The organism is Corynebacterium sp. HMSC05D08 (assembly GCF_001807215.1).
Classification (GTDB): domain Bacteria; phylum Actinomycetota; class Actinomycetes; order Mycobacteriales; family Mycobacteriaceae; genus Corynebacterium; species Corynebacterium striatum.
Map to the genome: position 1 here is coordinate 58,964 of NZ_KV788324.1, position 26,530 is coordinate 85,493.

The 26,530-nt window shown below is 58.4% G+C and carries 24 protein-coding genes and 2 tRNA genes; 9 read left to right on the plus strand and 17 right to left on the minus strand.

All coding sequences use genetic code 11. The features are described 5' to 3' along the window. Window position 1: 1 nt before the first annotated feature. The 3 genes from HMPREF3148_RS05410 to HMPREF3148_RS05420 all read left to right on the plus strand — a co-directional run bounded on the left by HMPREF3148_RS05410 (window position 2) and on the right by HMPREF3148_RS05420 (window position 4,062). Window positions 2-583 carry a CAP domain-containing protein gene (locus HMPREF3148_RS05410; RefSeq protein ID WP_246818804.1) on the plus strand — a complete coding sequence of 194 codons (582 nt, stop codon included), beginning with the start codon at window positions 2-4 and terminating at the stop codon, window positions 581-583. Between the two features lie 60 nt (window positions 584-643). After that, window positions 644-2,002: a nicotinate phosphoribosyltransferase gene (locus HMPREF3148_RS05415; protein ID WP_371440706.1), complete on the plus strand. Its 1,359-nt coding sequence runs from the start codon at window positions 644-646 to the stop codon at window positions 2,000-2,002. Between the two features lie 80 nt (window positions 2,003-2,082). Continuing rightward, a complete protein-coding gene (locus HMPREF3148_RS05420; protein ID WP_049145152.1) occupies window positions 2,083-4,062 on the plus strand; it encodes an ATP-dependent DNA helicase in 1,980 nt (659 codons plus the stop codon). Here the strand turns inward: HMPREF3148_RS05420 and HMPREF3148_RS05425 are convergent. From HMPREF3148_RS05425 to nrdF, 4 genes are all read right to left on the minus strand, one after another. Next, window positions 4,059-4,799 carry an aminoacyl-tRNA hydrolase gene (locus HMPREF3148_RS05425; protein WP_005531089.1) on the minus strand — a complete coding sequence of 247 codons (741 nt, stop codon included), beginning with the start codon at window positions 4,797-4,799 and terminating at the stop codon, window positions 4,059-4,061. The two genes, HMPREF3148_RS05420 and HMPREF3148_RS05425, sit on opposite strands and share 4 nt — an antisense overlap. After that, on the minus strand, window positions 4,792-5,961 hold the full coding sequence (gene serB, locus HMPREF3148_RS05430) for a phosphoserine phosphatase SerB (protein WP_034657429.1): 1,170 nt from the start codon (window positions 5,959-5,961) through the stop codon (window positions 4,792-4,794). The genes HMPREF3148_RS05425 and serB overlap by 8 nt, the downstream gene beginning before the upstream one ends. Before the next feature lie 237 nt (window positions 5,962-6,198). Then, window positions 6,199-7,914, minus strand: coding sequence for an aa3-type cytochrome oxidase subunit I (ctaD, locus tag HMPREF3148_RS05435; protein WP_005531096.1), 1,716 nt, complete (start codon window positions 7,912-7,914; stop codon window positions 6,199-6,201). Window positions 7,915-8,419: 505 nt separating this feature from the next. Next, a complete protein-coding gene (gene nrdF / locus HMPREF3148_RS05440; protein ID WP_005531098.1) occupies window positions 8,420-9,409 on the minus strand; it encodes a class 1b ribonucleoside-diphosphate reductase subunit beta in 990 nt (329 codons plus the stop codon). A gap of 380 nt (window positions 9,410-9,789) precedes the next feature. Between nrdF and HMPREF3148_RS05445 the strand changes: the two genes are divergently transcribed. Then, window positions 9,790-10,506, plus strand: a complete 717-nt coding sequence (locus HMPREF3148_RS05445; RefSeq protein ID WP_034657391.1) for a FadR/GntR family transcriptional regulator — start codon at window positions 9,790-9,792, stop codon at window positions 10,504-10,506. A gap of 105 nt (window positions 10,507-10,611) precedes the next feature. Here HMPREF3148_RS05445 and nrdE read toward each other — a convergent pair whose 3' ends face one another. From nrdE to HMPREF3148_RS05470, 5 genes are all read right to left on the minus strand, one after another. Further along, entirely contained in the window at window positions 10,612-12,774 is a 2,163-nt protein-coding gene (gene nrdE, locus HMPREF3148_RS05450) for a class 1b ribonucleoside-diphosphate reductase subunit alpha (RefSeq protein ID WP_005531102.1), read from the minus strand. Window positions 12,775-12,905: 131 nt separating this feature from the next. Further along, entirely contained in the window at window positions 12,906-13,337 is a 432-nt protein-coding gene (nrdI, locus tag HMPREF3148_RS05455) for a class Ib ribonucleoside-diphosphate reductase assembly flavoprotein NrdI (protein WP_005531103.1), read from the minus strand. A gap of 26 nt (window positions 13,338-13,363) precedes the next feature. After that, window positions 13,364-13,603 carry a glutaredoxin-like protein NrdH gene (gene nrdH, locus HMPREF3148_RS05460; protein WP_005531104.1) on the minus strand — a complete coding sequence of 80 codons (240 nt, stop codon included), beginning with the start codon at window positions 13,601-13,603 and terminating at the stop codon, window positions 13,364-13,366. Between the two features lie 498 nt (window positions 13,604-14,101). Then, complete coding sequence (ykgO, locus tag HMPREF3148_RS05465) at window positions 14,102-14,224, minus strand: type B 50S ribosomal protein L36 (protein WP_003847162.1); 123 nt, start codon at window positions 14,222-14,224, stop codon at window positions 14,102-14,104. A gap of 125 nt (window positions 14,225-14,349) precedes the next feature. Beyond that, window positions 14,350-15,729, minus strand: coding sequence for a sugar porter family MFS transporter (locus tag HMPREF3148_RS05470; protein ID WP_005531109.1), 1,380 nt, complete (start codon window positions 15,727-15,729; stop codon window positions 14,350-14,352). Between HMPREF3148_RS05470 and nadE the strand changes: the two genes are divergently transcribed. Further along, window positions 15,728-16,573: an ammonia-dependent NAD(+) synthetase gene (gene nadE / locus HMPREF3148_RS05475; RefSeq protein ID WP_070508842.1), complete on the plus strand. Its 846-nt coding sequence runs from the start codon at window positions 15,728-15,730 to the stop codon at window positions 16,571-16,573. The two genes, HMPREF3148_RS05470 and nadE, sit on opposite strands and share 2 nt — an antisense overlap. Here nadE and HMPREF3148_RS05480 read toward each other — a convergent pair. The 3 genes from HMPREF3148_RS05480 to HMPREF3148_RS05490 form a co-directional block, all read right to left on the minus strand. Then, window positions 16,570-17,304, minus strand: a complete 735-nt coding sequence (locus HMPREF3148_RS05480) for a fructosamine kinase family protein (RefSeq protein WP_201271427.1) — start codon at window positions 17,302-17,304, stop codon at window positions 16,570-16,572. The genes nadE and HMPREF3148_RS05480 overlap by 4 nt on opposite strands. Window positions 17,305-17,484: 180 nt before the next feature. Then, a tRNA-Ala gene (locus HMPREF3148_RS05485) sits at window positions 17,485-17,560 on the minus strand. Window positions 17,561-17,606: 46 nt separating this feature from the next. After that, a tRNA-Ala gene (locus HMPREF3148_RS05490) sits at window positions 17,607-17,679 on the minus strand. A gap of 17 nt (window positions 17,680-17,696) precedes the next feature. On the opposite strand from HMPREF3148_RS05490, the gene HMPREF3148_RS13665 reads away from it, so the two are divergent. Then, complete coding sequence (locus HMPREF3148_RS13665) at window positions 17,697-17,840, plus strand: hypothetical protein (protein ID WP_160310049.1); 144 nt, start codon at window positions 17,697-17,699, stop codon at window positions 17,838-17,840. Here HMPREF3148_RS13665 and HMPREF3148_RS05495 read toward each other — a convergent pair. From HMPREF3148_RS05495 to pgm, 3 genes are all read right to left on the minus strand, one after another. Further along, window positions 17,837-18,589: a DsbA family protein gene (locus tag HMPREF3148_RS05495; protein WP_049145164.1), complete on the minus strand. Its 753-nt coding sequence runs from the start codon at window positions 18,587-18,589 to the stop codon at window positions 17,837-17,839. The genes HMPREF3148_RS13665 and HMPREF3148_RS05495 overlap by 4 nt on opposite strands. 143 nt (window positions 18,590-18,732) lie before the next feature. Further along, window positions 18,733-19,197 carry a MauE/DoxX family redox-associated membrane protein gene (locus HMPREF3148_RS05500; RefSeq protein WP_070508845.1) on the minus strand — a complete coding sequence of 155 codons (465 nt, stop codon included), beginning with the start codon at window positions 19,195-19,197 and terminating at the stop codon, window positions 18,733-18,735. Between the two features lie 16 nt (window positions 19,198-19,213). Further along, window positions 19,214-20,830, minus strand: a complete 1,617-nt coding sequence (gene pgm / locus HMPREF3148_RS05505) for a phosphoglucomutase (alpha-D-glucose-1,6-bisphosphate-dependent) (RefSeq protein ID WP_070508846.1) — start codon at window positions 20,828-20,830, stop codon at window positions 19,214-19,216. Between the two features lie 157 nt (window positions 20,831-20,987). Between pgm and HMPREF3148_RS05510 the strand changes: the two genes are divergently transcribed. Genes HMPREF3148_RS05510 through HMPREF3148_RS05520 form a run of 3 tightly spaced genes read left to right on the plus strand, consistent with a single transcriptional unit; the run spans window position 20,988 to window position 23,093 of the window. Then, window positions 20,988-22,409 carry an alanine/glycine:cation symporter family protein gene (locus tag HMPREF3148_RS05510; protein ID WP_049062432.1) on the plus strand — a complete coding sequence of 474 codons (1,422 nt, stop codon included), beginning with the start codon at window positions 20,988-20,990 and terminating at the stop codon, window positions 22,407-22,409. A gap of 10 nt (window positions 22,410-22,419) precedes the next feature. Then, complete coding sequence (locus HMPREF3148_RS05515) at window positions 22,420-22,728, plus strand: fluoride efflux transporter family protein (RefSeq protein ID WP_070508847.1); 309 nt, start codon at window positions 22,420-22,422, stop codon at window positions 22,726-22,728. Continuing rightward, the gene (locus HMPREF3148_RS05520; RefSeq protein ID WP_070508849.1) at window positions 22,725-23,093 is read left to right on the plus strand and encodes a fluoride efflux transporter FluC; all 369 of its coding nucleotides are present in this window, start codon (window positions 22,725-22,727) and stop codon (window positions 23,091-23,093) included. The genes HMPREF3148_RS05515 and HMPREF3148_RS05520 overlap by 4 nt, the downstream gene beginning before the upstream one ends. On the opposite strand, the gene HMPREF3148_RS05525 is transcribed toward HMPREF3148_RS05520, so the two are convergent. Both HMPREF3148_RS05525 and HMPREF3148_RS05530 read right to left on the minus strand, forming a co-directional pair. Then, window positions 23,090-25,633: an ABC transporter permease gene (locus tag HMPREF3148_RS05525; RefSeq protein WP_070508850.1), complete on the minus strand. Its 2,544-nt coding sequence runs from the start codon at window positions 25,631-25,633 to the stop codon at window positions 23,090-23,092. The two genes, HMPREF3148_RS05520 and HMPREF3148_RS05525, sit on opposite strands and share 4 nt — an antisense overlap. Continuing rightward, window positions 25,633-26,370 (minus strand): ABC transporter ATP-binding protein, encoded by a 738-nt coding sequence (locus HMPREF3148_RS05530; RefSeq protein WP_046645826.1) that lies wholly within the window; start codon window positions 26,368-26,370, stop codon window positions 25,633-25,635. Before HMPREF3148_RS05530 ends, HMPREF3148_RS05525 begins: the two co-directional genes overlap by 1 nt. Between the last annotated feature and the right edge of the window lie 160 nt (window positions 26,371-26,530).

Here is a 26,530-nt window from a genome sequence, read left to right on the forward strand (position 1 = left end):
GATGAACCTCTCCTCAATTCCACCCGCATTCACGGCTATCCGGGAAGGCCGCATGCCTAGCCATGAAGAGATCGTGCACCTTGCACAAGGCGTGATCACCGTCGTGGCGCTTCTCGGCACAATCATCATGGCGGGCATCGGGTTAGGCACATCGAGCGCCCCTGGCGGTGGAGATCCGAGTGGTTCTTCTCAAGACTCGCCCGAAAACCATTACGAGGTGCCTTCTCCAGAGATTCAGCTACAACTCGATGCAATTGCGATCGATATCAACGAGGCCCTCAATCAATGGCGCATAGATGCAGGGAGCGCACCACTTGCCCCGTGGATTGACCGCCAATCTGCAGCACGCAAGAAGGCAGAGTACAACGCAGCAACCGGGACAGAGAGCTTCACCAGTGAAAATGTCTCGATGGTCCAGCACCATCTACCCCTGAGCAAAGCCAGTGGTTACGCCTTCATCGAGGCGTGGCGCCAGTCACCTGAACACGTCGCGGTTCTGCGCGATCCGCACGCTACTTTCGCTGCCGTGGGTACCGCCTACGCCAACGGCCAGGTGTACGTGGTCATTCAGCTGGAAAAATAGATCTACCTCTTTTGGGAGCAATAGCTGCAAGGCAATCACCCGCTAGGTACCATTTGCGATGTGACTAACATCTCCGAAACTATCCCTAGCCATCCTTCCACTACCGATCGCTCTACCGCGCTGCTGACTGATAAATACGAGCTAACCATGCTCCAAGCGGCGCTCAAGGACGGTTCTGCGCATCGTCAAGTGGCCTGCGAGGTCTTCGCACGCCGCCTCCCCAACGAGCGCCGTTATGGTGTGGTGGCTGGAACCGAGCGCGTGCTACGCGCAGTGCGTGACTTCCAATTCACCGCAAAACAACTAGCCCAGATGGATTTCTTGGATGAGCAGACTAAGGAATACCTGCGCAATTACCGTTTCTCTGGGCAGATTGATGGCTACCGTGAGGGCGAGATCTATTTCCCTAACTCCCCGCTTTTGACGGTGCGCGGTACTTTTGGCGAGTGCCTCATCCTGGAGACGGTCATCCTCTCCATCATGAACTCCGACTCCGCCGTGGCCTCCGCCGCATCCCGCATGGTGGTCGCTGCCGATGGCCGCCCGATCATTGAGATGGGCTCGCGCCGCACCCAAGAGTACGCTGCAGTAACCGCAGCTCGCGCCGCTTACCTCGCGGGCTTCCAGGCCACGTCGAACCTCGAGGCTGGCTACCGCTACGACATCCCAGTCTCCGGCACTGCCGCACACGCGTGGACCCTCGCACACGTCAACGAAGACGGCACCCCTAATGAGGAAGCAGCTTTCCGCACCCAGATTGAGACCCTCGGCGTAGAGACCACGCTTTTGGTCGATACCTACGACATCACCAAGGGCGTCGAGACCGCAGTAAAGGTGGCCGGCCCTGAGCTCGGCGGCGTGCGCATCGACTCCGGCGACCTCGGCCCTGTGACTCGCCGTGTGCGCAAGCAGCTCGACGAGCTAGGCAACCACAACACCAAGATCGTGGTCTCCTCCGACCTCGACGAGTTCGCCATCGCCGGACTACGAGGCGACCCAGTTGACGTGTACGGTGTCGGCACCTCCGTGGTCACCGGCTCCGGTGCCCCTACCGCGGGCATGGTCTACAAGGTCGTTGAGGTTGAGGGCCATCCGGTGGCGAAGCGTTCCTCCTCCAAGAAGTCCCAAGGCGGCGCCAAGCGCGCAATCCGTACCTACCGCTCCACGGGTGTTGCCGTGGAGGAGCTCGTGCTTCCATTCAGCGCCCCAGACCCAGAGACGGGCACTCTTAGCGCGCGCGAGATCACCGTCCCGCTGATGCGCGACGGCGAGATCGTCAAGGACCTGCCCACCCTGCAGGAATCCCGCGAGTACCGGGCCAAGGCAATCACCACCTTGCCGTGGGAAGGCCTCGCGCTGACCCGTGACGAGCCGGCAGTGCCAACCCGCATGGTGGGTTTTAAGCCCACCTCGCGTTAGTTGGTCACGAAAGTTACCTGGAAGAGCCTGGGGCTTGCAGGCTTCCTGAAAGATTCTGCGGCTGCGCTAGACTCGACCGAGTGAGTGACGAGCCTTTAAACCAAAGCACTGAGACGCTTCTCGACGCCGCCGTTGAATCCCTCGGCGGCGCGCGTCGCGAGGGGCAGCTGAAAATGGCTAACGCCGTCACCAAGGCCCTGGAATCCGAGCGTCACTTAGCCGTCCAGGCCGGCACCGGTACTGGTAAGTCCCTTGCTTACTTGGTGCCCGCTATTCGTCACGCCCAAAACACCGGGCACACCGTCATCGTCTCGACAGCGACACTGGCACTGCAGCGTCAGCTGGTCGAGCGCGATTTGCCGCGGCTTGTCGACGCTCTCGAGCCCGTCATGGAGTCCAAGCCCACCTTCGCAATCATGAAGGGACGCTCCAACTACCTGTGCCTCAACAAAGTGGCACGCGCCGACGAGCTCGCTGAGGAACAAGGCGAACTGCTCGAAGAGCACGAAGCCTCACGTCTAGGCCGCCACATCAAGCGGCTCTACGACTGGGCTGATGAGACCGAGACTGGCGACCGCGACGATCTGGACCAAGGTGTTCCGGACTTGGCGTGGCGCCAGGTATCGGTAACTTCCGCGGAGTGTCTCGGTGCCACGCGTTGCCCTCACGGAGAGGAGTGCTTCGCCGAACTGGCTCGCCGCAAGGCCGCGGACGTCAACGTCGTGGTGACCAACCACGCGCTACTGGCAATCGACGCCGTCTCTGACGTCAACGTGCTTCCCGAGCACGAGGTAGTAATCGTGGACGAGGCCCACGAGCTCGATGGCCGAATCACATCGGTGTCCACCGCAGAGATCACCGCCCGCGCCATCAAGATGGCTGCCAACCGTGCCAAGAGCCTGGGCGCGAACGGCAAAGACCAGCGCTTGGCGGAACTCGCCGATGAATTCACCATCCTCCTCAGCGAATTCGGGCCTGGCCGCTGGACAGACATGCCGGACAACGCCAAGTCTCAGCTCACTGCCTTAGGCGACACCCTGCGCGAATGCCGCGAGGCAATTGCCCGGACGCCCGAAGGCGAGCAGGCCAATGATCCGGAGAAGTTTGCTGAGCGCCAGAACTTGGCCAACCACCTCGCCACCATGGCCGAGGCCGTAGCCCGCATCCTTGACGTCTTTGCCACCGGGGACCCCTCGGCCCACGAAGACGTGGTTTGGCTCGAGCGCGACGAACGCAGCTTCACCGACACCCTTGCCGTGGCACCGCTTTCCATCGCCGGCATGTTGCACGAGAAGCTCTTCGGCGAACAGACCGTGGTGCTTACCTCCGCGACCTTGGCGCTCGGCGGGCGCTTCGATGCTATGGCCGCGCAGTGGGGCATGCCGAAGGGAACCTGGGACTCACTCGACGTGGGTTATCCTTTCGATCCTGCTAAGAAGGGCATTCTCTACGTGGCCAAGCATCTGCCACAGCCCGGCCGCGATGGCCTTGCACCGGAGACCATCGAGGAGATGCGCGAGCTCATCATGGCCGCCGGCGGGCGCACGCTAGGGTTGTTCTCCTCGCGTCGTGCTGCCGAGCAGGCTGCGCTAGAGCTCAAACCAAAGCTGCCTTTCGACGTCTTCGTCCAAGGCGAGGACTCAATCGGCGCGCTGGTGGAGCGTTTCTCTAAGAACGAGAATTCTTGCCTCTTTGGCACCCTCACCTTGTGGCAGGGCGTCGACGTGCCCGGCCCCGCCTGCTCTTTGGTCCTCATCGACCGAATCCCGTTTCCCCGCCCGGACAATCCCCTCATGCAGGCGCGCACCGAAGCCGCCCAGGCCGCTGGACGCAACGGCTTCATGGAGGTCTCCGCAACCCATGCGGCACTCCTCATGGCACAGGGGGCTGGGCGATTGCTGCGTTCAGTTACTGATCGTGGCGTCGTCGCAGTCCTCGATAACCGCCTCGAAACAAAACGCTACGGTGGGTTCCTCAAGGCATCGATGCCGCAGTTCTGGCAGACCACCGACTCCACGGTGGTCCAGGGGGCATTGCAGCGCCTCGTTACGGACCGCTAGCTCAGCGGCGCGCGCAACGCGCAGACCGTAGCTGAGTCGGGCGCAACTTCGGTGAATCCGGCGTCACGCACCACGACTGCCCCAGGCGCTGCGCACGCACGGAGGAAGCCCTCAGAGTCGATCTCGCGCACAGACAGCACGAAGTCGCGTGCTGCCCATCGCTTAACTTCCTCGAAGCTCATCTTCGCAGCCAACAACATGGAGCCGTGGCCCACCTGGGCCGCGGCTTTTCCTGCGCTCATCTCAAGGCTCGAATCGACGTAGATTACCGGAGCGTCGCCAAGCGGGGCTCCTGGCTCATCCTTTTCCAGATCGGTGTGCCCGATCTGGAGCTTGCGCACGAGCGGATCTACCTCGGAGACCGCCGATGGTACGAAGGCGCGGGCGATATTATCTACGGTGACACCGGGGACCGTTTGAACGTCCGTCCATGCCTTGTTACGCGCGCGACGCGCTACCTTGCGGATACGATGGCCGTACCACTGGCCCAGGGCCGCAGCAAAGGCTGAGTCCTGGCCGGCGCGGTCGTCTAAGCACAGCGCCACGACGGCACGCGCGGCGGACTCTAGGACCACCGAGCGTGCAGGCGTATCCTCCTTCGGCAGGTTCAGCGCCAGCTGCATGGCCTGGATGGTCTCAGGGCGATCGGGATCCTCAGGGTCTTCTCGCCAGCTCCGATCATCGCAAGCTCGCACCAGCCGCTCGTGGGCTACCCGCAGTAACTCGGGGTCACTCACTGACGACCTCCTCAGCTGGGATTCCTAGAATCTGCAGGATTTCATCCATGTATGGATGGCTGACTGACGCATCCGCGACCTCGCGCAGCGCTGGCTTTGCGTTGAAGGCAATTCCCAAGCCAGCGGCACTAATCATGTCGATATCGTTAGCGCCATCGCCCACCGCAACGGTCTGACTCATGCGCAAACCTGAGTCTGCAGCGAACTCGCGCAAGAACTCCTCTTTGGCCTTGCGGTCAACGACCTTGCCTATGACGCGGCCGGTGAGCTTGCCGTCGACGATCTCGAGCGTGTTGGCACGGACGTAATCCAACTGCAGGTCCGCTGCCAAGTCTTCAAGCACTTGGATGAAGCCGCCAGAGACGACCGCCGTGCGGTATCCCATGCGGTTGAGAGTGCGCACTGTGGTGCGAGCACCCGGCGTAAGCTGAATTTGCGCGGCCACCTCGTCGATGACGCTAGCGTCCAACCCAGCCAAAGTGGCAACACGTTCACGAAGAGATTCTTCAAAGTCGAGCTCGCCGCGCATGGCACGCTCGGTTACGGCAGCGACCTCTGCTTCCTTACCCGCGTGTGCGGCAAGCATCTCGATGACCTCGCCGGTGATAAGGGTGGAGTCGCAGTCAAAGCAAACGAGACGCTTAGCGCGGCGCTGAAGGCCGGCACGCTCAATTGCGATGTCGACGCCGAGTTCCTTCGATAGCTGCGCCAGCGCGGAACGCACGGGGTCCCCAGAGCCCTGCAGACTGATAAAGAGCTCGAAGCCCATCAGCGGATAGGTAGACAAACCGCGGATGCGATCAATGTTGGCGTCGAAGTTTGCTAGCTCCTGTGCGACTGCCGACATCGTGCGCGCTGTGACGCTTTCCCCCAGGATGACAACCGAGTGGGTCGAACGCGCGCGGGAAGTCGTTTCATCCGCTTTGATATCGAGACTGATGACTTGGTTATAGATGCTCAGGGTATTGCGCAGTCCCTGCTCTAGTTGCTCTAGACGCGCGCTATCGAGGCGCACGTAAGCTGCGAGCGAAATGCGGCCAGAGAAGATCGCTTGTTCGACGTCGACCAGTTCGATGTTGTGCGACGACAGCACTCGAAAGAATGCCGCAGACACGCCCGGCTTATCTGGCCCCGAGGTCGTAATGACGGCAAAGGTATCCAGGTTGGTGGCCGGTTCAGGAGCCTGTGCGTGCGTGACATTGTTTTCAGTTTGGTTTTCCACGTGCACAGTATCGCACGTCAAGACATATTTTTGGAAAGAATTGGGGCTATTCGGCCTGTTCTGTTACTCAACTAAGCCCACTTGTTCGGGAGAGATCACAAAACCGCCTCCCCAGTGCACCGCGTGGTGCTTTTGGGGAGGCGGTTTGCCAGGAGTTAGGTGTCTCAGCCTATAGCTTTAGTGAGCACCGGAATCCTTTGTAGTGTGGCCGTAGTGTGCTTCCTCGCGCATGCGCTTAACCATGTGTGGGTAGTGCAGCTCGAATGCCGGACGCTCAGAACGGATGCGCGGCAGGGAAACGAAGTTGTGGCGTGGCGGCGGGCAGGAGGTAGCCCACTCGAGGGAGTTACCGTAGCCCCATGGGTCGTCGACGGTGACGATCTCGCCGTAGCGCCAAGACTTGAAGACGTTCCAAACCAGCGGGATAACGGAAGCACCGAGAACGAAGGAGAAGATCGTGGAGATCTGGTTGTAAACGGTGAAGCCGTCGGACTCAAGGTAGTCAGCGTATCGACGTGGCATACCCATGTTGCCCACCCAGTGCTGGACCAGGAAGGTGCCGTGGAAGCCGATGAAGGTCAGCCAGAAGTGAATCTTGCCAAGACGCTCGTCGAGCATACGGCCGGTCATCTTCGGGAACCAGAAGTAGAGGCCTGCGAAAGCGGAGAACACAACCGTACCGAACAGGGTGTAGTGGAAGTGAGCAATCAGGAAGTAGGACTCTGCCAAGTGGAAGTCAAGTGCCGGGGAAGCGAGCATAACGCCGGTCATGCCGCCGAAGAGGAAGGTGGACAGGAAACCCATTGCCCAAATCATCGGGGTATCCCAGGTGATGTGGCCCTTCCACATGGTGCCAACCCAGTTGAAGAACTTAACGCCGGTAGGAACGGCGATGAGGAAGGTCATAAAGGAGAAGAACGGCAGCAGGACAGCGCCGGTAACGAACATGTGGTGTGCCCACACAGCCATGGACAGGGAGCCGATAGCCAGAACCGCGAAGACCAAGCCGATGTAGCCAAAGACTGGCTTACGGGAGAAGACCGGAATGACCTCAGAAATAACGCCGAAGAATGGCAGTGCCAGGACGTAAACCTCAGGGTGGCCAAAGAACCAGAAGAGGTGTTGCCACAGGATCGCGCCGCCGTTGCCGGAGTCGTAAATGTGGCCGCCAAGCTTACGGTCGTAGAGCACACCAAGTGCACCTGCGGTCAGCAGCGGGAAGATCATCAGGGCGATGACGGAAGCGGTGAAGATACACCAGGTGAATACCGGCAGACGGAACATGGTCATACCTGGCGCACGCAGGGTGAGGATGGTGGTGATCATGTTGACTGCGGAAGCAATGGTACCGACACCGGTTGCACCGACGCCGACGATCCACATGTCAGCACCGATACCCGGGGTGTGGACAGAGTCAGCGAGCGGGACGTACATGGTCCAACCGAAGTCAGCAGCACCACCTGGGGTAGCGAAACCGAGCAGCATGACGATACCGCCGGTCAGGGTGATCCAGAAGCCGAATGCGTTCAAACGCGGGAAGGCCACGTCAGGTGCACCAATCTGGAGCGGCAGGATGTAGTTAGCGAAGCCCCAGACAACCGGGGTAGCAAACAGCAGCAGCATCACGGTGCCGTGCATGGTAAACAGCTGGTTGAACTGCTCGTTGGACAGGAACTGCAGACCCGGGCTGAAGAGCTCAGCACGAATCAGCAGGGCCATGAAGCCACCGAGGAAGAAGAAGCTGAAGGACATGATCAAGTACATGATGCCCAGCTGCTTGTGGTCGGTGGTGGTGAGCATTACCCAAGCCTTAGAGCCGGTCTTGGCATTGCCAGTCGGCTCTGGACGAGTTGGCGCGACGTAATCGTCGAGCCTTGGCGCCACAGCGGTCATTTAATTCCTCCTGAAGAACAAGTGTTATGCACGCCAGCTCCGGTTAAATGGACCTGTCGGCACAACACCTAAGTTTACTCGACTTATATTAGGGGACTCACCTGTGAAATTTCCAGCTTTCCCCAATGCCCATCAAAGCTAGTTAACCCCGTTTTTAGGCACCCCAACTAAAGAACCCCCAGCACGCGGGCTGCGTTTCTGCAATAAGCTCAAAAACTCACCTCAAAGCACGTGATCCTCGCCACAAGTTTTATTCGGACCTTTGAGCCAGAAGGAGAAAACACACCCCCTAAGGTAATCATCCTTAAGGTTGATTCGCGGGCGGCGCCGCGAGTCCCTCCCGCTCGCCTAATTCACCTGTTATAGGTGCGCCCAATGGGATTTCCGCATAAAAGAGAATACTTCAGTGAACTATTCCACCTTTTATTCAGTATTTTATTCACCCGAAAACCAAAGAAGTGGACGGCTCATAAAGCCGTCCACTTCCCTTTGAGGTTCCTAGTTCTTAGAAATCCCAGTCATCGTCAGTGGTGTCCTCAGCCTTGCCAATGACATAGGAGGAACCGGAGCCAGAGAAGAAGTCGTGGTTCTCATCCGCATTCGGCGACAGGGAAGACAGGATGGCCGGGGAAACGCGGGTCTCGTCAGCCGGGAACAGCCCCTCAAAGCCGAGGTTGTTCAGCGCCTTATTGGCGTTGTATCGCAGGAAGCGCTTTACATCCTCGGTCCAGCCGAGCTCGTCGTAGAGATCCTCGGTGTAATCAATCTCGTTGTCGTAGAGCTCGTAGAGAAGATCAAAGGTGTATCCCTTAATTTCCTCCTGCTTCTCAGCCGGCAGCTCGTTGTAACCATTCTGGAACTTGTAGCCAATGTAGTAACCGTGCACTGCCTCGTCACGGATGATAAGGCGGATGATGTCCGCGGTATTGGTCAGCTTCGCACGGGAAGAGAAATACATCGGCAGGTAGAACCCGGAGTAGAAAAGGAAGGACTCCAGCAGCGTGGAGGCGACCTTCTTCTTCAGCGGGTCTGCACCCTTGTAGTAAGACATTACGATCTTTGCCTTGCGCTGAAGATTCTCATTCTCTTCAGACCAACGGAAAGCATCATTGATCATTGGCGTGGAGGCCAGTGTCATGAAGATGTTGGAGTAAGACTTCGCATGCACAGACTCCATGAAGGCGATATTTGTATAGACCGCCTCTTCATGCGGGGTCTTGGCGTCAGGCAGCAAGGAAACCGCACCGACGGTTCCCTGGATAGTGTCCAGGAGGGTCAGCCCAGCAAAAACGCGCATAGTGGTCTGCTGCTCATGCTCGGTAAGCGTCTTCCAGCTCTGCAGATCATTGGACACTGGGACCTTTTCAGGCAACCAGAAATTACCGGTGAGGCGGTCCCACACCTCAGAATCTTTGTCATCCGGAACAGTGTTCCAGTTGATGGCTTTCACTGGCTCCGCATGGCTTGCGATGTACTCGTCATACTCGTGAGACAAGGGGCTTCCACCTCTTTATTTAAATGGACTCTAACTTGCTCAATCGTACTCAATCGACGGTCTAAACGCATTGCCACTGGTAGCCGTATCAACGCTCCATAAAGCAGCAATTGAGCAGATCTACACCGCGCCTCGGCAGCCATTTCGACCCATTCCACAGAAGAAGGCTTCCTAACCCCCAGAATAAGCGGTAAATTGAACGCAATTCAATAGTTTTACAGCTCTTACGGGTAGTTAACATTGGCATCCCTTAGGATGTATTTACGTTTCATGGAAGGGGTGCCAATTCAAGGCCATTCTTTTCTTGATATGGATTTCGCATTCAATTGCCGGTAAGCGCTTTTAGTTTTCAAATTCTGCACAAGGAGGCCCCCCCTACCGTGGCTAATTCCAGCGAGTCTCCAGTTCCTCTGCTCACCGCCGTGCTCGATCAAATAGGGGCCGAAATTGTTAGCGGAACTATCGAAACCGGACAACGGTTTACCCTGCAAGATATCTGCGCGCGTTTCGACATTTCCCGTACCGTCGCCCGAGAGGCTATGCGTGCACTCGAGCAACTGCGCATGGTGTCTTCATCTCGCCGAGTTGGAATCACTGTGTTGCCGTTAAGTGAATGGGCCGTCTTCGATCAATCCATCATTAATTGGCGTCTAGCCTGCGAAAAAGGCCGACAAGAGCAGCTAGATTCCCTCAATCAACTGCGCCTTGCCATCGAGCCTATTGCCGCTCGTATGGCAGCTACCCGTGCCTCAGAGGCCGAGAAGCAAGAGATCGTGGAACTGGCAGATCGCCTCCACGAACTTGAGATCAACCCTTCCCGCCGAGTTGGCGAAGAGCTTGCGACGGACCTGCGTTTCCACAGCATGGTTCTATATGCTTCAGGAAACGAGATGTTCGCCGCTTTGACGCCTTCCCTTCTGTCGATGCTCAAGGGCAAGTCCGTCTTCGGCTCTGAAAAGCGAAACCCAATCGCCGGTACCTCCGATCTGCACCAGGACTTGGCGCACGCGATCCAGAATTCCCGCCCTGACGATGCCGAGCGAATTGCTCGTTCCATCCTCGACGAAGCACGCGCTAGCGTCGACGAGAACGCGTAAAGTCCATAGTTTCGCCGCAAAAGTCTCAACAAGACCAAATCACGCCCCCAGCCACTCACGGTGGTTGGGGGCGTGATTCGTTTGCTGATTAGACGCTGCCGATTTCTAGAGCATGCAGGAGACGCAGCCCTCGATCTCGGTACCTTCCAGTGCCATCTGGCGCAGGCGGATGTAATACAGGGTCTTAATCCCCTTTCGCCATGCGTAGATCTGCGCCTTGTTGATGTCACGCGTGGTGGCGGTGTCCTTGAAGAACAAGGTCAGGGACAGGCCTTGGTCCACGTACTTGGTGGCTTCAGCGTAGGTGTCGATGATCTTCTCGTAGCCAATCTCGTAGGAGTCCTTGAAGTATTCGAGATTGTCGTTATCCATGTGCGGCGCCGGGTAGTAGACGCGGCCGATCTTGCCTTCCTTACGAATCTCAATCTTCGAAGCGATCGGGTGGATCGAGGAGGTCGAGTTGTTGATGTAGGAAATCGAGCCCGTTGGCGGCACTGCCTGCAGGTTACGGTTGTAGAGGCCATGCTTGGCGACGTCCGCCTTCAGCGCCGCCCAGTCCTCAGCGGTTGGGGTGTGGATGGAGGAGGCGTCGAAAAGCTCCTGCACACGTGCGGTACGTGGCTTGAACTCTTCTGGATCGTAGCGGTCGAAGAACTCGCCAGATGCGTACTCAGACTGTGGGAACTCGGAGAAGTACTCCCCGCGTTCGCGAGCGATCTTGTTGGAAGCACGCAGCGCTGCGTACATGATTGCCGCGAAGTAGGCGTTGGTGAAGTCCAAGCCTTCCTCAGAGCCGTACTCGATGTGCTCGCGGCCCAAGTATCCATGCAGATTCATCTGGCCAAGGCCGATGGCGTGGGAGTCATCGTTACCCTTACGCACGGAAGGCACGGAGTTGATGGCGGTCTTATCTGCCACGGCGGTCAAGCCACGGATAGCAGTCTCAACGGTCAAGCCAAAGTCCGGCGAGTCCATGGTCATCGCGATGTTGAGCGAGCCTAGGTTGCAGGAGATATCGGAACCCATGGTTTCGTAGCTCAGGTCATCGGCGAACACGGACGGAGAGTTAACCTGGAGGATCTCCGAGCACAGGTTGGACATGTTAATCCAGCCGGTCTTGACTGGGTTGGCCTTGTTCACGGTGTCCTCGAACATGATGTACGGGTAGCCGGACTCGAACTGCAGCTCAGCAACGGTCTGGAAGAAGTGACGGGCGTTGATCTTCTTCTTGCGAATGCGTGGATCCTCGACCATCTCTTCGTAATGCTCCGTGATGGAGATGTCAGCGAAGGCCTTGCCGTAAACGCGCTCGACGTCATATGGCGAGAACAGGTACATATCGTCGTTCTTCTTGGCCAGCTCGAAGGTGATATCTGGGATAACGACGCCGAGAGACAGGGTCTTGATGCGAATCTTCTCGTCAGCGTTCTCGCGCTTGGTATCGAGGAAGTTCATGATGTCTGGGTGGTGGGCGTTCAAGTAGACCGCACCTGCCCCCTGGCGAGCACCCAGCTGGTTAGCGTAGGAGAAGGAATCCTCCAGAAGCTTCATGACCGGGATGACGCCGGAGGACTGGTTCTCGATGTGCTTAATCGGCGCACCGGACTCGCGGATATTCGACAGCAGCAGGGCAACGCCGCCACCGCGCTTGGACAGCTGCAGAGCGGAGTTGATGGAACGGCCGATGGACTCCATGTTGTCCTCGATGCGCAGCAGGAAGCAGGAAACCAGCTCGCCGCGCTGGGCCTTGCCGGCGTTGAGGAAGGTTGGGGTGGCCGGCTGGAAACGGCCAGTCATGATTTCATCAACCAAGTGCTCAGCCACGGTGGTGTCACCGTCTGCCAAGAACAAAGCAGTCATGGAGACACGATCCTCGAAGCGCTCCAGGTAACGGCGGCCGTCGAAGGTCTTCAGCGTGTAGGAGGTGTAGTACTTGTACGCGCCAAGGAAGGACTTGAAACGGAACTTGTAGGAGTAGGCGCGCTTAAACAGGGACTTGATGAAGTCAAAGTCATACTGCTCGAGCAGCTCCGGCTCGTAGTACTTGTTTTCCACCAGGTAACGCATCTTCTCTTCCAAGTCGTGGAAGTAGACCGTGTTCTGGTTGACGTGTTGCAGGAAGAACTGGTTCGCAGCCTCGCGATCCTTGTCGAACTGAATCTTTCCATTCTCGTCATAGAGATTGAGCAATGCATTCAGCGCGTGGTAATCCAGCTGTTCTTCTGGCTTTACTGGTTCGGCTACGGTCTTGCCCAATTGCGTGGTCACGGCTGATGGAGCCTTTCTCTTGAGGTGTGAAACAGCGCCGCAGCGCTGCTGGAGAAAATGGTGGAGAAAATATGTAAGGTAGCTGGCCCGAGCCGTCTTGGCTCGATTCACAGTTACCTATTGTTCAAGGTTTAGGCCGCGGCGTCCAGCCCGAGGGCTGCCGCCTGGGAGATGAGGCCTTCCCTGCAGATCTTTACGTCTTCATCTGAGCCCATCAGCTCGAAGCGATAGACGTAAGGGACCTTGCACTTTGCGGAGATGACATCCCCCGCCTTACCGAAGTCTGCGCCAAAGTTACTGTTGCCGCCAGAAATGACGGCTCGAATCAAACCGCGGTTGTGCTCATTATTTAGGAATCGAATTACTTGCTTAGGTACCGGGCGCGAATTCTCGTGGCTAATAGAAGCGCCTCCACCGTACGTGGGGCAAACGAGGACGTAGGGCTCGTTCACGATAAGCGGCTCGTCATTCTTATACAAAGGAATGCGAGCGCTTGGCAGACCCAGTTTGTCTACAAAGCGGCGGGTATTTTCCGTCGCTGAGGAAAAATACACGACCAGCATTGCTTAACTCCTAGCGCAGCTGGTGCTTAGGCAGAAGCAGCGACGGTAGCCAGGGCCTTGATGCGCTCTGGACGGAAACCGGACCAGTGCTCACCGTTAGCCTCAACCACTGGAGCCTGGACGTATCCGAGAGCCATCACGTAGTCACGAGCCTCCTCGTCGAGGGTAACGTCCACGGAGGTGTACTCGAGACCTGCACGGTCGAGAGCCTTCTTGGTTGCATTGCACTGGACGCAGGCTGGCTTGGTGTAGAGGGTGATGCTCATTTGGGAAGTCCTTTGACGCGATTTTCAGGTATGCAGTGTGCTGGGATTCCGGCCGAGCAGGTGCGCTTATCGCGCTCCCCTAAGCCCTCCGGAGCAACATCAACGACACTATACTTTGTGCCCAAAAGCCGCAAACGGCACTACATGTAGTAGTTACATGCCTGATATTCCCAGGATGCAACCCGGCCACACCCCACATGTTGACCCGAGGGTCGATCAGCCCTGTAACTACACCGATGAGATTTCCTGCAGGTTTACCTGGCCGTAACCTAAAACTATGACCAAGAACACAATTAGCCCCTAAATTTTAACCCATAATTCACTCCAGCCACTCACGCACCACCTGCACCGCTTGCCGCCGGCGCCCCAGGAAGGCGTCGCCAAGCACAGTGCTCAAACGCCGCTCAAAAGCCGCCCAAACGTAGCCCAAAGCAAAAAGACGCCTCCCATCGAGACCGAAGTCCCGGGGAGGCGTCTGGAAGGTAAATCCTTTTACTCTTAGCCCTGGCGAGCCTTGAAGCGCGGATCCTTCTTGTTGATCACGAAGACCTTACCGTGGCGGCGAATAACCTGGGCGCCCGGCTTCTTCTTCAGCGACCGAAGCGACTTGCGAACCTTCATCGGGCGCTCCTTTCGTTATGCGCAAACATCATGCGGTTGAATAATTAAAGCGTGACCGAGATGATGCTCGGCCATGACACGAGGGAAAATATTACCCCACGCGCGCGCCATAACCAAAACACTGATTAATTAGCGTATCGCTCTTGCATCTCATCGCCCACATCCTCGAGGCTGCGCCCCATCGTTTCCGGGATGAGTAGCTTGGTGTAGGCAATAGCCAAGATGCCAAGAAAACCGAAGACCATGAAAGCAACCGGGCCAGTCAACCAGTCCACCATTGGCAGGAAGAACTGCGCCACCGCCCAGTTAGTCACCCACAGGGACAGGCCCGCGATGCCCATGCCAATGCCGCGCACCTCGACGGGTACGAGTTCCGAGATGAGCAGCCAGGTCGTTGGCGAGACCGCAGCTTGTTGGAAAGCAATGAATAGCGCCATGAACGCCAGCGAAACCAAAGCCATCGTGGTAGAGCCTTCGGCGAAGCGATAGGCGATAGAGAGCACCAACAAGGAAACCACATTGCCGATGAGGCCGATCATGAGCAGGCGCTTGCGCCCGATGCGGTCCACAGCCTTGAGCCCGAACCAGCAGGCAATGACGGACACGGTGCCGATGAGGATCGAGGTGTAGACCGCGTTCGAGGTGGAAATACCCACCTGATTCATCATGGTCGGGGCAAAGTAGACAATCGCGTTTACACCCGTGATTTGCTGCGTGAGCCCCATGAGCATTGCGAGCAGGACGGTGACCTGGAGCCAACGCTCCCCCTTCAGGCGCTGCCACTCGCTACGCTTAACCGCTCCCCCAGCGGCTCCGCTATCCGCGGATCCACCCGTGCCGAGTTCCGTGCCGCGGATGCCCACGCGCGCAGCCAGCTTCCAGGCTTCATCGACTCTGCGTTTCTTCAGCAGCCACACCGGCGTATCGGGCAGGAAGAGCATGCCCACTGCCAGCAGCAGACCAGGGACTGCGGCAAGACCTAGCATCCAGCGCCAGGAGCCGGTTCCAGCCAGTGCGGAATTGACCAGGTAAGCCAGCAGCTGGCCCACCACGATCATCAAGGTATTAAGCGAGACCAAACGCCCGCGTACACGCGCCGGTGAGATTTCCGAAATGTACATCGGCGAGACAATAGATACCGCACCGACCGCCACGCCTAGAAACGCGCGCGCCAGGGCCAGCATAAATACGGAGTCGGCCAGGGCACACCAGATGGAGCCAAGGACAAAGACGCAGCCGCCGAGAATCAGCGTCTTGCGGCGGCCCAACGCATCTGCCACGCGGCCGGCAACGAGCGCACCGAAAGCCGCGCCCACGAGCAGCATGGAGGTAACCCAGCCTTCTTCGTGGGAATTCATGTCGAACTCGGGGCCAATAAACAGAAGAGCACCGGACATGACGCCGGTGTCGTAGCCAAAGAGCAAGCCACCGAGCGCGGCAACGATGGCAACGGCTTTGACGAAAGAATGATTTTTCACTCGTTTATCCTTACAGGCCGCTACCATGGGCGTCATGTCACAGACCGGAGCGCAACTGCAGCAAAACATCATAAAACACCTGGGTACAAAGCCCTTGATCGATCCAGAACAAGAGGTGGAGTCACGCGTCGAATTTCTCGCAGACTACCTTCGCAAGACTGGCGCGAAGGGCTTCGTGCTGGGGATTTCTGGCGGCCAAGACTCCACTTTGGCCGGCCGCTTGGCACAGCTTGCTGTGGCGCGCGTGGAGGAAACTCAGTTCTGGGCTGTGCGCCTGCCGCACGGTGTGCAGGCCGACGAGGACGACGCCCAAATTGCGTTGGACTTCATCCAGCCGGATCACCGCCTTACGGTCAACATTGCCCCTGCGACCAAGGAGCTTGACGACGCCGTCGCCACTGCACTCGGCAACTCTGACAACGGCGAGTTCAACCTCGGCGACTTTAACCGCGGCAACGTCAAGGCTCGCGTGCGCATGACCGCGCAGTATGCCATCGCCGGCGAGGTCGGCGCACTCGTTCTCGGCAGCGACCATGCTGCAGAAAACATCACGGCGTTCTTCACCAAGTGGGGCGACGGCGCCGCCGACCTGCTCCCACTCGAGGGACTCAACAAACGCCAGGGCGCACTGCTGCTCCAGCACTTGGGTGCTCCTGAGTCCACCTGGAAAAAGATCCCCACGGCTGACCTCGAAGAAGACCGCCCACAGTTAGCCGACGAAGAAGCACTCGGCGTCTCCTACACCCACATCGACGACTACCTGGAGGGCAAAGATGTTCCCGAAGCCGCACGCCAGCGCATCGAGGAACTCTGGTACCGCGGCGCACACAAGCGCATCATGCCGCCGGGCCCGCACACGCTGGCGCGTTAGCTCTCCCCCAGCGCTTCCAAAGTAGCCTGCGCTGCCGCACCCAATGGCCGGTAATACACCGGTCCGTGGGTGAGCGCGTGCACCGCCAGCGGATGCAGCTGATGCATCGGAATCCACGTCGCCACATCGTCCCCGGCACCGTAGCCGCGGAGGATGTCGTCGTAGAAGGGCGTTCCAAAAAGCTCCAGCATGGCTAGGTCGGTATACGGGTGACCGCCGTGCGCTGCCGGATCGATCATCACTGCACTATCTGCCGTGAAGAGCACGTTTCCCGCCCACAAGTCGCCGTGGATGCGGGCTGGGGACACGTCCCACTGCGTGCTACGGACGGCGTCGGCAGCCCGGCGCACTACGTCTGCGACGTCGCCTGGCAGATCCGTGCCCTCCACAAAGGGTAAAACGCGCTGCTCCACGTAGAACTCACCCCACTCGCTGGTGGGCGTGCAGTCCTGCTCGATTCGTCCGATGTAGTTCTTGCCTTCCCATCCCGCTGGCGGCGCACCAAATGCCGGGGCGCCTGCTTCATGGACCTCGCGCAGCGCCCTGCCGAACGCACGGGCAGCTTTCGCGGTTGGCGTCGCTTGCACAACACGCCGCGTGCTTATCGACGTCGCACTAACCCCCGTCACCTCTACCACCGCGTCGGGGCGGGCTTCGGCCAGCCACCGCAGACCAGCGGCCTCGGCGCCAGCTTGGTCGGCGGTGCGCACTTTCTTGGTGTAAACATCCATGGCGCCCAGACTACCTAGGCCCAAAACCTGCATAACTGACAACGAAGCGCCCCACCAACGAGAAACTGACACCTTCGTTGGCAGATACGCAGATCCAATGCCAAAGCAGCGCGCCGAAACAGCACCTCTGCCGTGGGAAAACAAAAAAGAGAGGGCAGACATCACGGTCTGCCCTCTAGGTGGTGGAGCTAACGGGATTCGAACCCGTGACCCCCACACTGCCAGTGTGGTGCGCTACCAGCTGCGCCATAGCCCCAGAGTAGGTATTTAAATTGTGGTTGCTTCGCGTAGTTGCGATGCGGTGGAGCTAACGGGATTCGAACCCGTGACCCCCACACTGCCAGTGTGGTGCGCTACCAACTGCGCCATAGCCCCTCTTAGGAGGTACAACCGTGACGGTTGCAACTCGTTTAAATATATCGTTTAATGTTTCACCCAACCAAATCGCGCGCTTGAACAATATTTCTGGTGTTCAAGCGCGCAAATTTGAAAAGCAGAACAGCATCCAGCTAGATGCCGATTGTCCTGCACATTAGGCAGTGATCAGGGAGACCCACTCCATGATTGACTTGCCGGAGCCTTCTTCTGGGAAGTCCTTGCCATCCTTGATGATGCGCGGGGAGGAAACCGAGCCGGTGTCCTTCTCCAGCTTGTCGTAGTTGAACTTGGCCAGCTTGTTGCCATTCTTGATGTCAACGTTCTTGATGGAGTCAACCAAGGAGTCATCAGCACCGAGCTGCTTAGCAGCATCAGCAAAGTCTTCAAAGGACCACTGGTTAGCAACTTCCTGCTGGTTTTCCATCAGGTACTTGCGGAGGTTCCAGTAGGTCTTAACGTCACCGGCCTTGGCAATCTGCTCCATCGCGGCGGCAGCCTTAGTGGAGTGACCGGTGTTACCTTCGATATCCCTACCGTCGAGGAAGTTCAGGGTACGGACATGCACAATGAGCTTGCCCTCTTCGATGGCAGTCTTCATGTCGCCGTCGCTCGCAATAGCAAGATCACCGCAGTGAGGGCACGAGTAGTCCTCGTAGAGCTCAACCTCAACGGCGTCCTTCTTAGCGTCAGCAGCCTTGAGGACAACCGCGTTGTCGTCATACTCCATGTTCATGGAAGTTTCTTCAGTCGGCATATCGCCGAGGGCCTCGGTCTTTGCACCCTGACCCTTCCACACAATGAAGCCTATGACCACGGCGACGATGACGAGGAGGACACCAACTGCCCAGAGGAAGCCACTGCTTCCCTTCGCGTTAGGGTCCGAAACTTTTGTAGCTTTAGAAGCCATAGTGAATAAACCTAGCCTTTATGGGTTGCCCGCTCGCGCGGGTTTTGTTTCACGATCTCAACAGAGAATATACCCAACACACTGGGCATTTCCATCAGAAAAAACGTGACATTGGCAATGAATTGTCTTGGAAATCAGTGGGACTATGGGTGGAGTGCAAACTTCTTGAACGGACGCACCATCGTCCACGCCATGAGGAAGATGTAGAAGGTATCGCGCAACAAGGTCATCATATAGTTCATAACCTGCGCATCCTGTTCCGGATTTGCTTCAAAGCAGCCGCAGTCAATCCCAAGACCACGCAACCAAGCCTGACCAATTCCAATCATGAACAGCGCCAAAACGATGGTCCCCACCTTGGCGGAAGTCTTCAGGAACAAGCCGAGGAGCAAAAGCACTCCGCCGATAATCTCAAGCGGTCCGATGATGTTGGCCAGGTACCCCGACCATTCCAGGGTAAAGATTTCATAGGCCTTGATGGATTGCATTACGGACAGCGGTTCGCCAAGCTTGGCCACGCCGGCCTTAATCCAGATATAAGCCATATAGAAGCGAGCAAACGCACTGACGACGTCCAGAATCAGCTTCTTGTCAATTTTCTTGGTCACGCGATTTAGTTTAACCCTAAACTTCTAGGACTTGGGAAACGAGAGCCTGTGCTTCCTCTTGGGCTTTCCTGAGATGTTCCTCACCGAGGAAGGATTCGGCATAGATCTTGTACTTGTCTTCCGTACCAGATGGGCGCGCGGCAAACCATGCATTTTGCGTTGTCACCTTGAGACCACCGATGGCCGCACCGTTGCCTGGCGCCTCCGTCAGCTTGGCAGTGATTTCCTCTCCGGCCAGCTCAGTGGCGGTAACCTGCTCCGGCGACAGCTTCTTCAGAACCGCCTTCTGCTCACGGTTGGCGGGGGCGTCGGTACGCGCATAGGCAGGCGCACCAAACTCTTCGGCCAGCTCCGCGTAGCGTTGCGAAGGGGTCTTTCCAGTCACCGCTGTGATTTCGGCCGCAAGCAGGTCCAAGATGATGCCATCCTTGTCAGTCGACCACACGGTTCCGTCAAAGCGCAGGAAGGAAGCACCCGCAGATTCCTCGCCACCGAAGCCGATGGTTCCCTCCACGAGACCCGGCACAAACCACTTGAAACCTACCGGCACCTCGACGAGCTCGCGGCCCAGCTTGGCCACCACGCGATCGATCATGGAAGAGGAAACCAAGGTCTTACCCACGCCGGCATTGCCCCAGTTGGGGCGGTGGCTAAACAGGTACTCGATAGCCACAGCGAGGTAGTGATTCGGGTTCATGAGACCAGCATCCGGGGTGACGATGCCGTGGCGGTCAGCGTCGGCATCGTTGCCGGTGGCGAGATCGTACTTGTCACGGTTGCCGATGAGAGAAGCCATGGCGTTCGGCGAAGAGCAGTCCATGCGAATCTTGCCGTCTGTATCCAGGGTCATGAAGCGGAAAGTTCCGTCTACCTCCGGATTAACCACGGTCATGTTGAGTTCGTAGTGCGCGGCGATTGCTGCCCAATAATCGACAGAAGCGCCGCCCATCGGGTCCGCGCCGATGCGCAGGCCAGACTTCTTGATGGCATCCATGTCCACCACGTTGCGCAGATCAGCCACGTAGTTATCCACGTAGTTGTGCTTGACGCAGCGCTCGTCGAGCACGCCGTCGACAGGCACGCGCTTGACGCCCTCAAGGCCAGCACGCAGGTAGTTGTTGGCGCGCTCCGCAATCCAGTCCGTGGCAGAGGTATCGGCCGGTCCACCAGTTGGCGGGTTGTACTTGAAGCCACCATCGCGCGGTGGGTTGTGGGACGGCGTAATCACGATGCCGTCGGTACCCGGGTGGGTGAGAATCGCGTGGGAGACAGCCGGAGTCGGGGTGTAGCGGCCGCGGTCATCGACGCGGACCTCGAGGCCATTAGCCAAGAGAACCTTCAAGGCCGAGACCATTGCCGGCTCCGAAAGCGCGTGGGTATCGCGACCGATAAAGATAGCACCGGTAGTCCCCTGCTCCGCGCGGTAGTCCACGATCGCCTGGGTAATCGCCAGAATGTGGTTCTCATTGAAGGCCGTATCCAACGCGGAACCGCGGTGGCCCGAGGTGCCGAAAGCTACCTGCTGATCCGGATTCTCCACATCCGGAGTACGGGTGTAGTACGCGGTGACCAGCTCAGCAATATCAATGAGGTCACTCGTCTGAGCCAACTGACCGGCGCGCTCGTGGGCCATGGGGGGAGTCTCCTTAGACGTCTGCGATTAATTCTCCTGCCAAGCTTGCCCTTTCCCACATGATTTCGCAGCACTTTCAACCCCCACAAGGGGGAAAATGCGAACTCAAATCACTAACTCCCTTAACTGAATTTCTATTATGTAGTAGTTTCTCAGCATGGATTCAGTGCAAAATACTCTCGATACGGTGGGCGGTGTGGTCTGGGGACCCTTCGTCCTTATTCCGCTCCTGCTCGGTACTGGACTATGGCTGACCATCCGCCTCGGCGGCATTCAGTTCCGCACGCTCGGTCGTGCCCTGCGCCACGCCTTCGTCGACCACCCCGACGACAAGTCCGCCGAAGGCGATATCTCCAACTACCAGGCGCTTACCACTGCACTCGCCGCCACCGTCGGTGTGGGCAACATCGTCGGCGTCGCCACCGCGCTGTCCATCGGCGGCCCAGGTTCCCTCGTCTGGATCTGGGTCACGGGCCTCATGGGCATGGCCTCGAAGTACGCCGAGGCTTACCTCGGTGTCCGCTTCCGCACTACCGACTCCAAGGGTGAGCAGGCCGGCGGACCGCAGTACTACCTGAAACGCGGCATCAAAGGCCCACTCGGCACAACTCTCGCTACCGCCTTCGCCATCTTCGCAGTATTTGCATCCTTCGGTATCGGCAACCTGACGCAGGCCAACTCCGTGGCCACCAACATGGAATCCGCCTTCGGAGTCACCCCAGTAGCCTCCGGCGCGCTCATGTTCGTACTCGTCGGCGCAGTTCTTCTGGGCGGCATCCAGGCCATTGGCCGTATCACCTCCGCCTTCGTTCCGCTGATGATCATCATCTACGTGGTCGGCGGCCTCGTAGTCCTTATCGTCAACGCCGGCCAGATTCCAGAAGCACTGGGCCTCATCTTCACTGATGCCTTCACCGGCACCTCCGCGGCCGGCGGCTTCGTCGGTTCCTCCATCATCATGGTCATCCAATACGGTGTCGCCCGCGGTATCTTCTCCAACGAGTCTGGTATGGGTTCCGCCGCAATCGCAGCAGCTGCCGCCAAGACCCCGCACCCAGCCCGTCAGGCACTCGTCTCCATGACTCAGACATTCATCGATACGCTCATCGTCGTGACTATCACCGGCCTTGTCATCGTGGTGACCGGCGTGTGGGACATGGGACGCGACGAAGCCGGCATCATGACCGCCAAGGCTTTCGAGGCCGGCCTGCCCGGCCATTGGGGCGGCACTATTGTCTCCCTGTCCATCATCTTCTTCGCCTTCTCCACCATCGTCGGCTGGTCTTACTACGGCGAGCGTGCACTGTCCTCCCTCTTCGGCCGAGTGGCCACCATCCCATACCGCATGTTCTTCACCGTCGTCGTCTTCATCGGCGCGGTGACCGAGCTTGACGTCGTATGGTCCTTCTCCGACCTGGCCAACGGCCTCATGGCCATCCCGAACCTCATCGGCCTGCTTATCCTCTCCGGTCTCATCGCCCGCGAGACCAAGGCCTACCTGGAGTTCGATCCCAAGCTCAACAAGCCAATCGAGGACGTTGAGGAGTTCGTGCGCTCCCAGCAGATGGACTGGAAGTAACATGTAGGGCATGCCTCAAGCACTAGTAGTCGGGTCCGGCGCCGCACTTGGCGCCGTGGCCCGCTATTTTTTGTCCGCACTCTTAGGCGGCGGGATGTTGCCGCTGCTTATTATTAACATCTTCGGCAGCGCACTAATGGGCTATTTCAAGCCCAAGCCTTTCTGGGGCACGGGTGTGCTGGGAGGTTTTACCAGCTTCGCCACGTTCGCCTACCTCACCTCGGGCGCCTCCCCCGCCATCGCTGCGGGCTACGTGGTGGCCACGGTGCTTGGATGCGTGAGCGCTTACCTCATCGGTGACAAGGTGGCCCCACGATGACACTTTTCTATATCCTGTTTGGCGCTTTCTTAGGCGGCATGGGGCGCTACGGCTTCACCAAGGTGCTCCCCGCGCCGGTCTGTACCTTCGCTTCCAACATGTGCGGAGCGCTGGCAATCGGCTTGGCTTATGGCTTCGCCATGCTTGTCGACGCCTCCTTAGCCAACACCATCTATCCCCTCGCCATCGTAGGTTTCGCAGGTGGCCTTTCCACCTGGTCGACCTTGGCCAAGGAACTAGGCGAAATGATCAAAAAGAAGAGGTACTGGAAATTCACCCAGTACCTCTTCTGGACCCTCGCCCTCGGCGTGGTCCTGGCTTGGCGCGGGGCCATGTGGGCCCCGCTTATCTACAACAACTTCTAGTCCGCAATGGCATCGAGTGGCGGCGTCTTCGATGCGCCCTGCGCTGGCCACAGTGCGGCGAGCACACCAACCACCGCGGAACCCACGAGCAGAATTGCCAGCATGCCCCACGGTACAACGGCGTTATTAAGGCCTTCATCTGCCAAGACCTTGATGAAGGACCAACCAAGTCCGAGGCCCATCAACATGCCCATGACCGCACCGAAGACGGCGATCTGCACAGACTCAAGCGTGATCATGGTGCGGATCTGGCGACGCTGGGTGCCCACCGCACGCAGCATGCCAATCTCCTGGCGGCGCTCGATAACGCCCAGCGTGAGCGTGTTGACGATGCCCAGCACCGCGATGATCACCGCGAGGGCGAGCAACGCGTAAAGGATGGACAGCATTTGGTTGATCATGCCAGCAGCTTCGCCGGCGTATTCTTCACCAGATGCAACCTGGACCACGACTAGGTCCTTAACTGCTTCCTCGAGGTTGCCACGCAGGTGCTCGAGATCCACGCCTTCCTCGCCGTTGACACCCACCATGGCGACCGTGATGGCGTCGGCAGGCACGAGCTCCTCGGCGCTCTTCTGGGATACCGCAAGTTTGGGCAGCATCTGGAAGTCCTCGTAGATGCCCTTGAGCTTCACCTTGGCGGACTTGCCAGGAATCGGGCCAGTCAATTTATAGGACTCACCGACTTTCCAGCCCTGCTTCTCCGCAGTGGTCTTATCAGCCACGAATCCGCCCTCGGCGATGCCCGCATCTCCCTGCGTCATCGTAAGTTTGAAGACATCGCTCGGATTGCCGCTGACCGTCTCAGTCATGGAATATCGCGAGCCATATTGCATCGAGGCCTGGCCATCGATCTGTACCGGAGCGGTACCCACCGTAACCACCTGACCCACCCCCTCGGTGTCTGCAGCGCGCTCGCCAGTTTCGGCCGGAGTCGGGAAATTGCCCTGGGATGGGCCGGAGAGCAGGTAATCGGCACTGATGTCCTTTTCCAGAGTATCCGCAACGGAAGACTTCATCGTGGCGCCAAGCATGCCGATCGCCGTCACCAGCGCCACGCCCAAGGTCAAAGCAAAGGCGGTAGCAGCGGTACGCCGTGGGTTGCGCTTGGAGTTAGTAGACGCAAGCTTGCCGACGGCCCCGAAAGGTGCACCGATGACTCTTCCCAAAGTAGGAACGATGGGCAGCGACAACGCCGGGCCTGCGAGGGCAAATCCCAGAATCAAATTGAGGGCTCCGAGGCCGACGAGGCTGGCTCGGATGCCGGTACCGGCGTCGATAAGCACACCCACCACAACGAAAATGGCGCCCAGCACCATGAGCAAACCGCCGATGATGGTGCGGACCTTCAGCGAGGAACCAGCGGCCGATTCGGTGGTACGCATTGCCTCGACGGGTTCCACCGTACCGGCACGGCGAGCCGGCGCCCACGCCGATACCACCGTGACCGCTGCGCCCAACAAAATGGGGACGATAATGGCGCTCAGGCTCAAGCCAAGGTTGCCATCCATCGGCATGCCCTGGGACTTCAGCACTGCCTTGATGATGGCCACCAAGCCCATGCCTGCGACGACGCCCACCGCGGAACCGATGAGGCCCACGATAAAGGACTCGACCACCACGGAGCGGGTGATCTGGCGGCGGGAGGCGCCAAGGGCGCGCAAGAGAGCGAATTCCTTGGTGCGCTGCGCGACGATCATCGAGAAGGTATTAGCGATGATGAAGGTGCCGACCAACAGCGCAATGAGGCCGAAGGCGATAAGAAAATAGTTCACGAACTTCAGCGCGGAAGAAATGGCGTCAGAGATCTCCTCGGCTAGCTTCTCGCCGGACTCTGCCTCGACGTCGTATGTCTTGTTCAGGTGGTTCACGAGTTGCTCGGGAGTTACACCTTCCGCCGCAGAGACCTTCAGCTGCCGGGGATTTCCATAGCGCTGCGCGAAGGCCTTGTTGTCCATCTGCAGTGTCAGCGCCTGACCTGCGTCGACAGCTGGCTTCTCGATGCCAACCACCTTCACCTCGTCACGCTTGTCCGGATGGACCACGATGAGCTTCTGCCCCACCGTGACACCAAACTTTTCTGCTGCGGAGTCATTGATGAGAACCTCGCCGGGGCCCTGCGGCGCCTCGCCCTCGACGATCTCGCCGGGCTCGCCCACGGTCTGGTCGGCCGGGTAATAGGGGCGCACGTGGGCAGTACCCCCGGAGGTCTGGAAGGCTTCTGCCTTGTCATTCGCCACAACGACCGTCTGGGCGCCTTCGATGTTAACGTTGCCCACCTTGGTGTCCTTGGCGAGCTCACTACGCAGCTTCTCGTCCAGCTCTGGGCCCGAGTCCTTCTTGCTCACCGCAGCGTCCACGCCGGTGAAGCTGTTGGAGACCGCGGCATCAAACGTGTTCGAAAGCGAGTTGGTGAACATGAAGGAACCAGCGATGAACGCGGTGCCCAGCACCACCGCAAGGAGCGTCAGCGTAAGTCGCAGCTTATGCGCGATGATATTGCGCAAGGAGACCTTGCGCATAGTGTTGTTTTTTGCCATTAGCTCTCAATCTCCGCCATGACCTTGTGGATGGATTCCATGGTTGGGTTCTCTAGCTCATTAACGAGCTTGCCGTCGGCGAGGAAAATTACGCGATCTGCGTATGACGCCGCCTTAGCGTCGTGCGTCACGATGACCACAGTCTGATCATCCTGGTCAACGGCGGTACGAAGAATATCGAGCACTTCCGCCGAGGAATTGGAGTCTAGGTTACCGGTGGGTTCATCGCCAAAGATGATCTCTGGACGTGCCACGAGCGCACGCGCACAGGCGACGCGCTGCTGCTGACCGCCGGAGAGTTCAGCCGGCCTGTGGGTAAGTCGTTGTGCGAGCCCTAGACGCGTGGTCACTTCTTCAAACCACGCCTGGTCGACGTCCTTGCCCGCAATGTTCATCGGCAGAGTGATGTTTTCTGCAGCGGTGAGGGTAGGCACCAGATTGAAGGACTGGAAGATAAAGCCTAGACGGTCTCGGCGCAGCGCGGTGATCTCTTTATCCTTGAGCTGCGACATGTCCGTATCGCCGATGAAAGCCGAGCCGCTCGTTGCGGAGTCCAGGCCAGCCATTGTGTGCATCAGCGTCGACTTGCCGGAGCCAGACGGGCCCATGATTGCGGTGAACTTGTTGCGCTCGAATTCCACGTTGACATGGTCCAGTGCAGTAACTGCGGTATCGCCTTGACCGTATTGCTTGAATAGCTCGACGGCGCGGGCCGCTGCGCTGCTTGTTGGACTCATAAAGGGGTCTCCTAACGGTGAGGGATGAAATGAAACAAAACTATCTCCCCTACACTAGCGCCCCATAGGTAACACCGCGCACCTGCGGGTCACATTCCGGACAACCTTTATGGTCAACTACGGCATAACGATCAAAAGAGGGCTGGTCCCTGACGTTGTA

Coding starts and splice junctions, on each gene's coding strand:
- HMPREF3148_RS05520 (WP_070508849.1), top strand. CDS start 22,725: ATGACACTTTTCTATATCCTGTTTGGCGCTTTCTTAGGCGGCATGGGG.
- ykgO (WP_003847162.1), bottom strand. CDS start 14,224: ATGAAGGTTCGCAAGTCGCTTCGGTCGCTGAAGAAGAAGCCGGGCGCC.
- HMPREF3148_RS05470 (WP_005531109.1), bottom strand. CDS start 15,729: ATGGTAGCGGCCTGTAAGGATAAACGAGTGAAAAATCATTCTTTCGTC.
- pgm (WP_070508846.1), bottom strand. CDS start 20,830: ATGGCCCACGAGCGCGCCGGTCAGTTGGCTCAGACGAGTGACCTCATT.
- HMPREF3148_RS05530 (WP_046645826.1), bottom strand. CDS start 26,370: ATGAGTCCAACAAGCAGCGCAGCGGCCCGCGCCGTCGAGCTATTCAAG.
- ctaD (WP_005531096.1), bottom strand. CDS start 7,914: ATGACCGCTGTGGCGCCAAGGCTCGACGATTACGTCGCGCCAACTCGT.
- HMPREF3148_RS05480 (WP_201271427.1), bottom strand. CDS start 17,304: ATGGATGTTTACACCAAGAAAGTGCGCACCGCCGACCAAGCTGGCGCC.
- HMPREF3148_RS05510 (WP_049062432.1), top strand. CDS start 20,988: ATGGATTCAGTGCAAAATACTCTCGATACGGTGGGCGGTGTGGTCTGG.
- HMPREF3148_RS05515 (WP_070508847.1), top strand. CDS start 22,420: ATGCCTCAAGCACTAGTAGTCGGGTCCGGCGCCGCACTTGGCGCCGTG.
- HMPREF3148_RS05410 (WP_246818804.1), top strand. CDS start 2: ATGAACCTCTCCTCAATTCCACCCGCATTCACGGCTATCCGGGAAGGC.
- HMPREF3148_RS05525 (WP_070508850.1), bottom strand. CDS start 25,633: ATGGCAAAAAACAACACTATGCGCAAGGTCTCCTTGCGCAATATCATC.
- nadE (WP_070508842.1), top strand. CDS start 15,728: ATGGGCGTCATGTCACAGACCGGAGCGCAACTGCAGCAAAACATCATA.
- nrdH (WP_005531104.1), bottom strand. CDS start 13,603: ATGAGCATCACCCTCTACACCAAGCCAGCCTGCGTCCAGTGCAATGCA.
- HMPREF3148_RS05495 (WP_049145164.1), bottom strand. CDS start 18,589: ATGGCTTCTAAAGCTACAAAAGTTTCGGACCCTAACGCGAAGGGAAGC.
- nrdI (WP_005531103.1), bottom strand. CDS start 13,337: ATGCTGGTCGTGTATTTTTCCTCAGCGACGGAAAATACCCGCCGCTTT.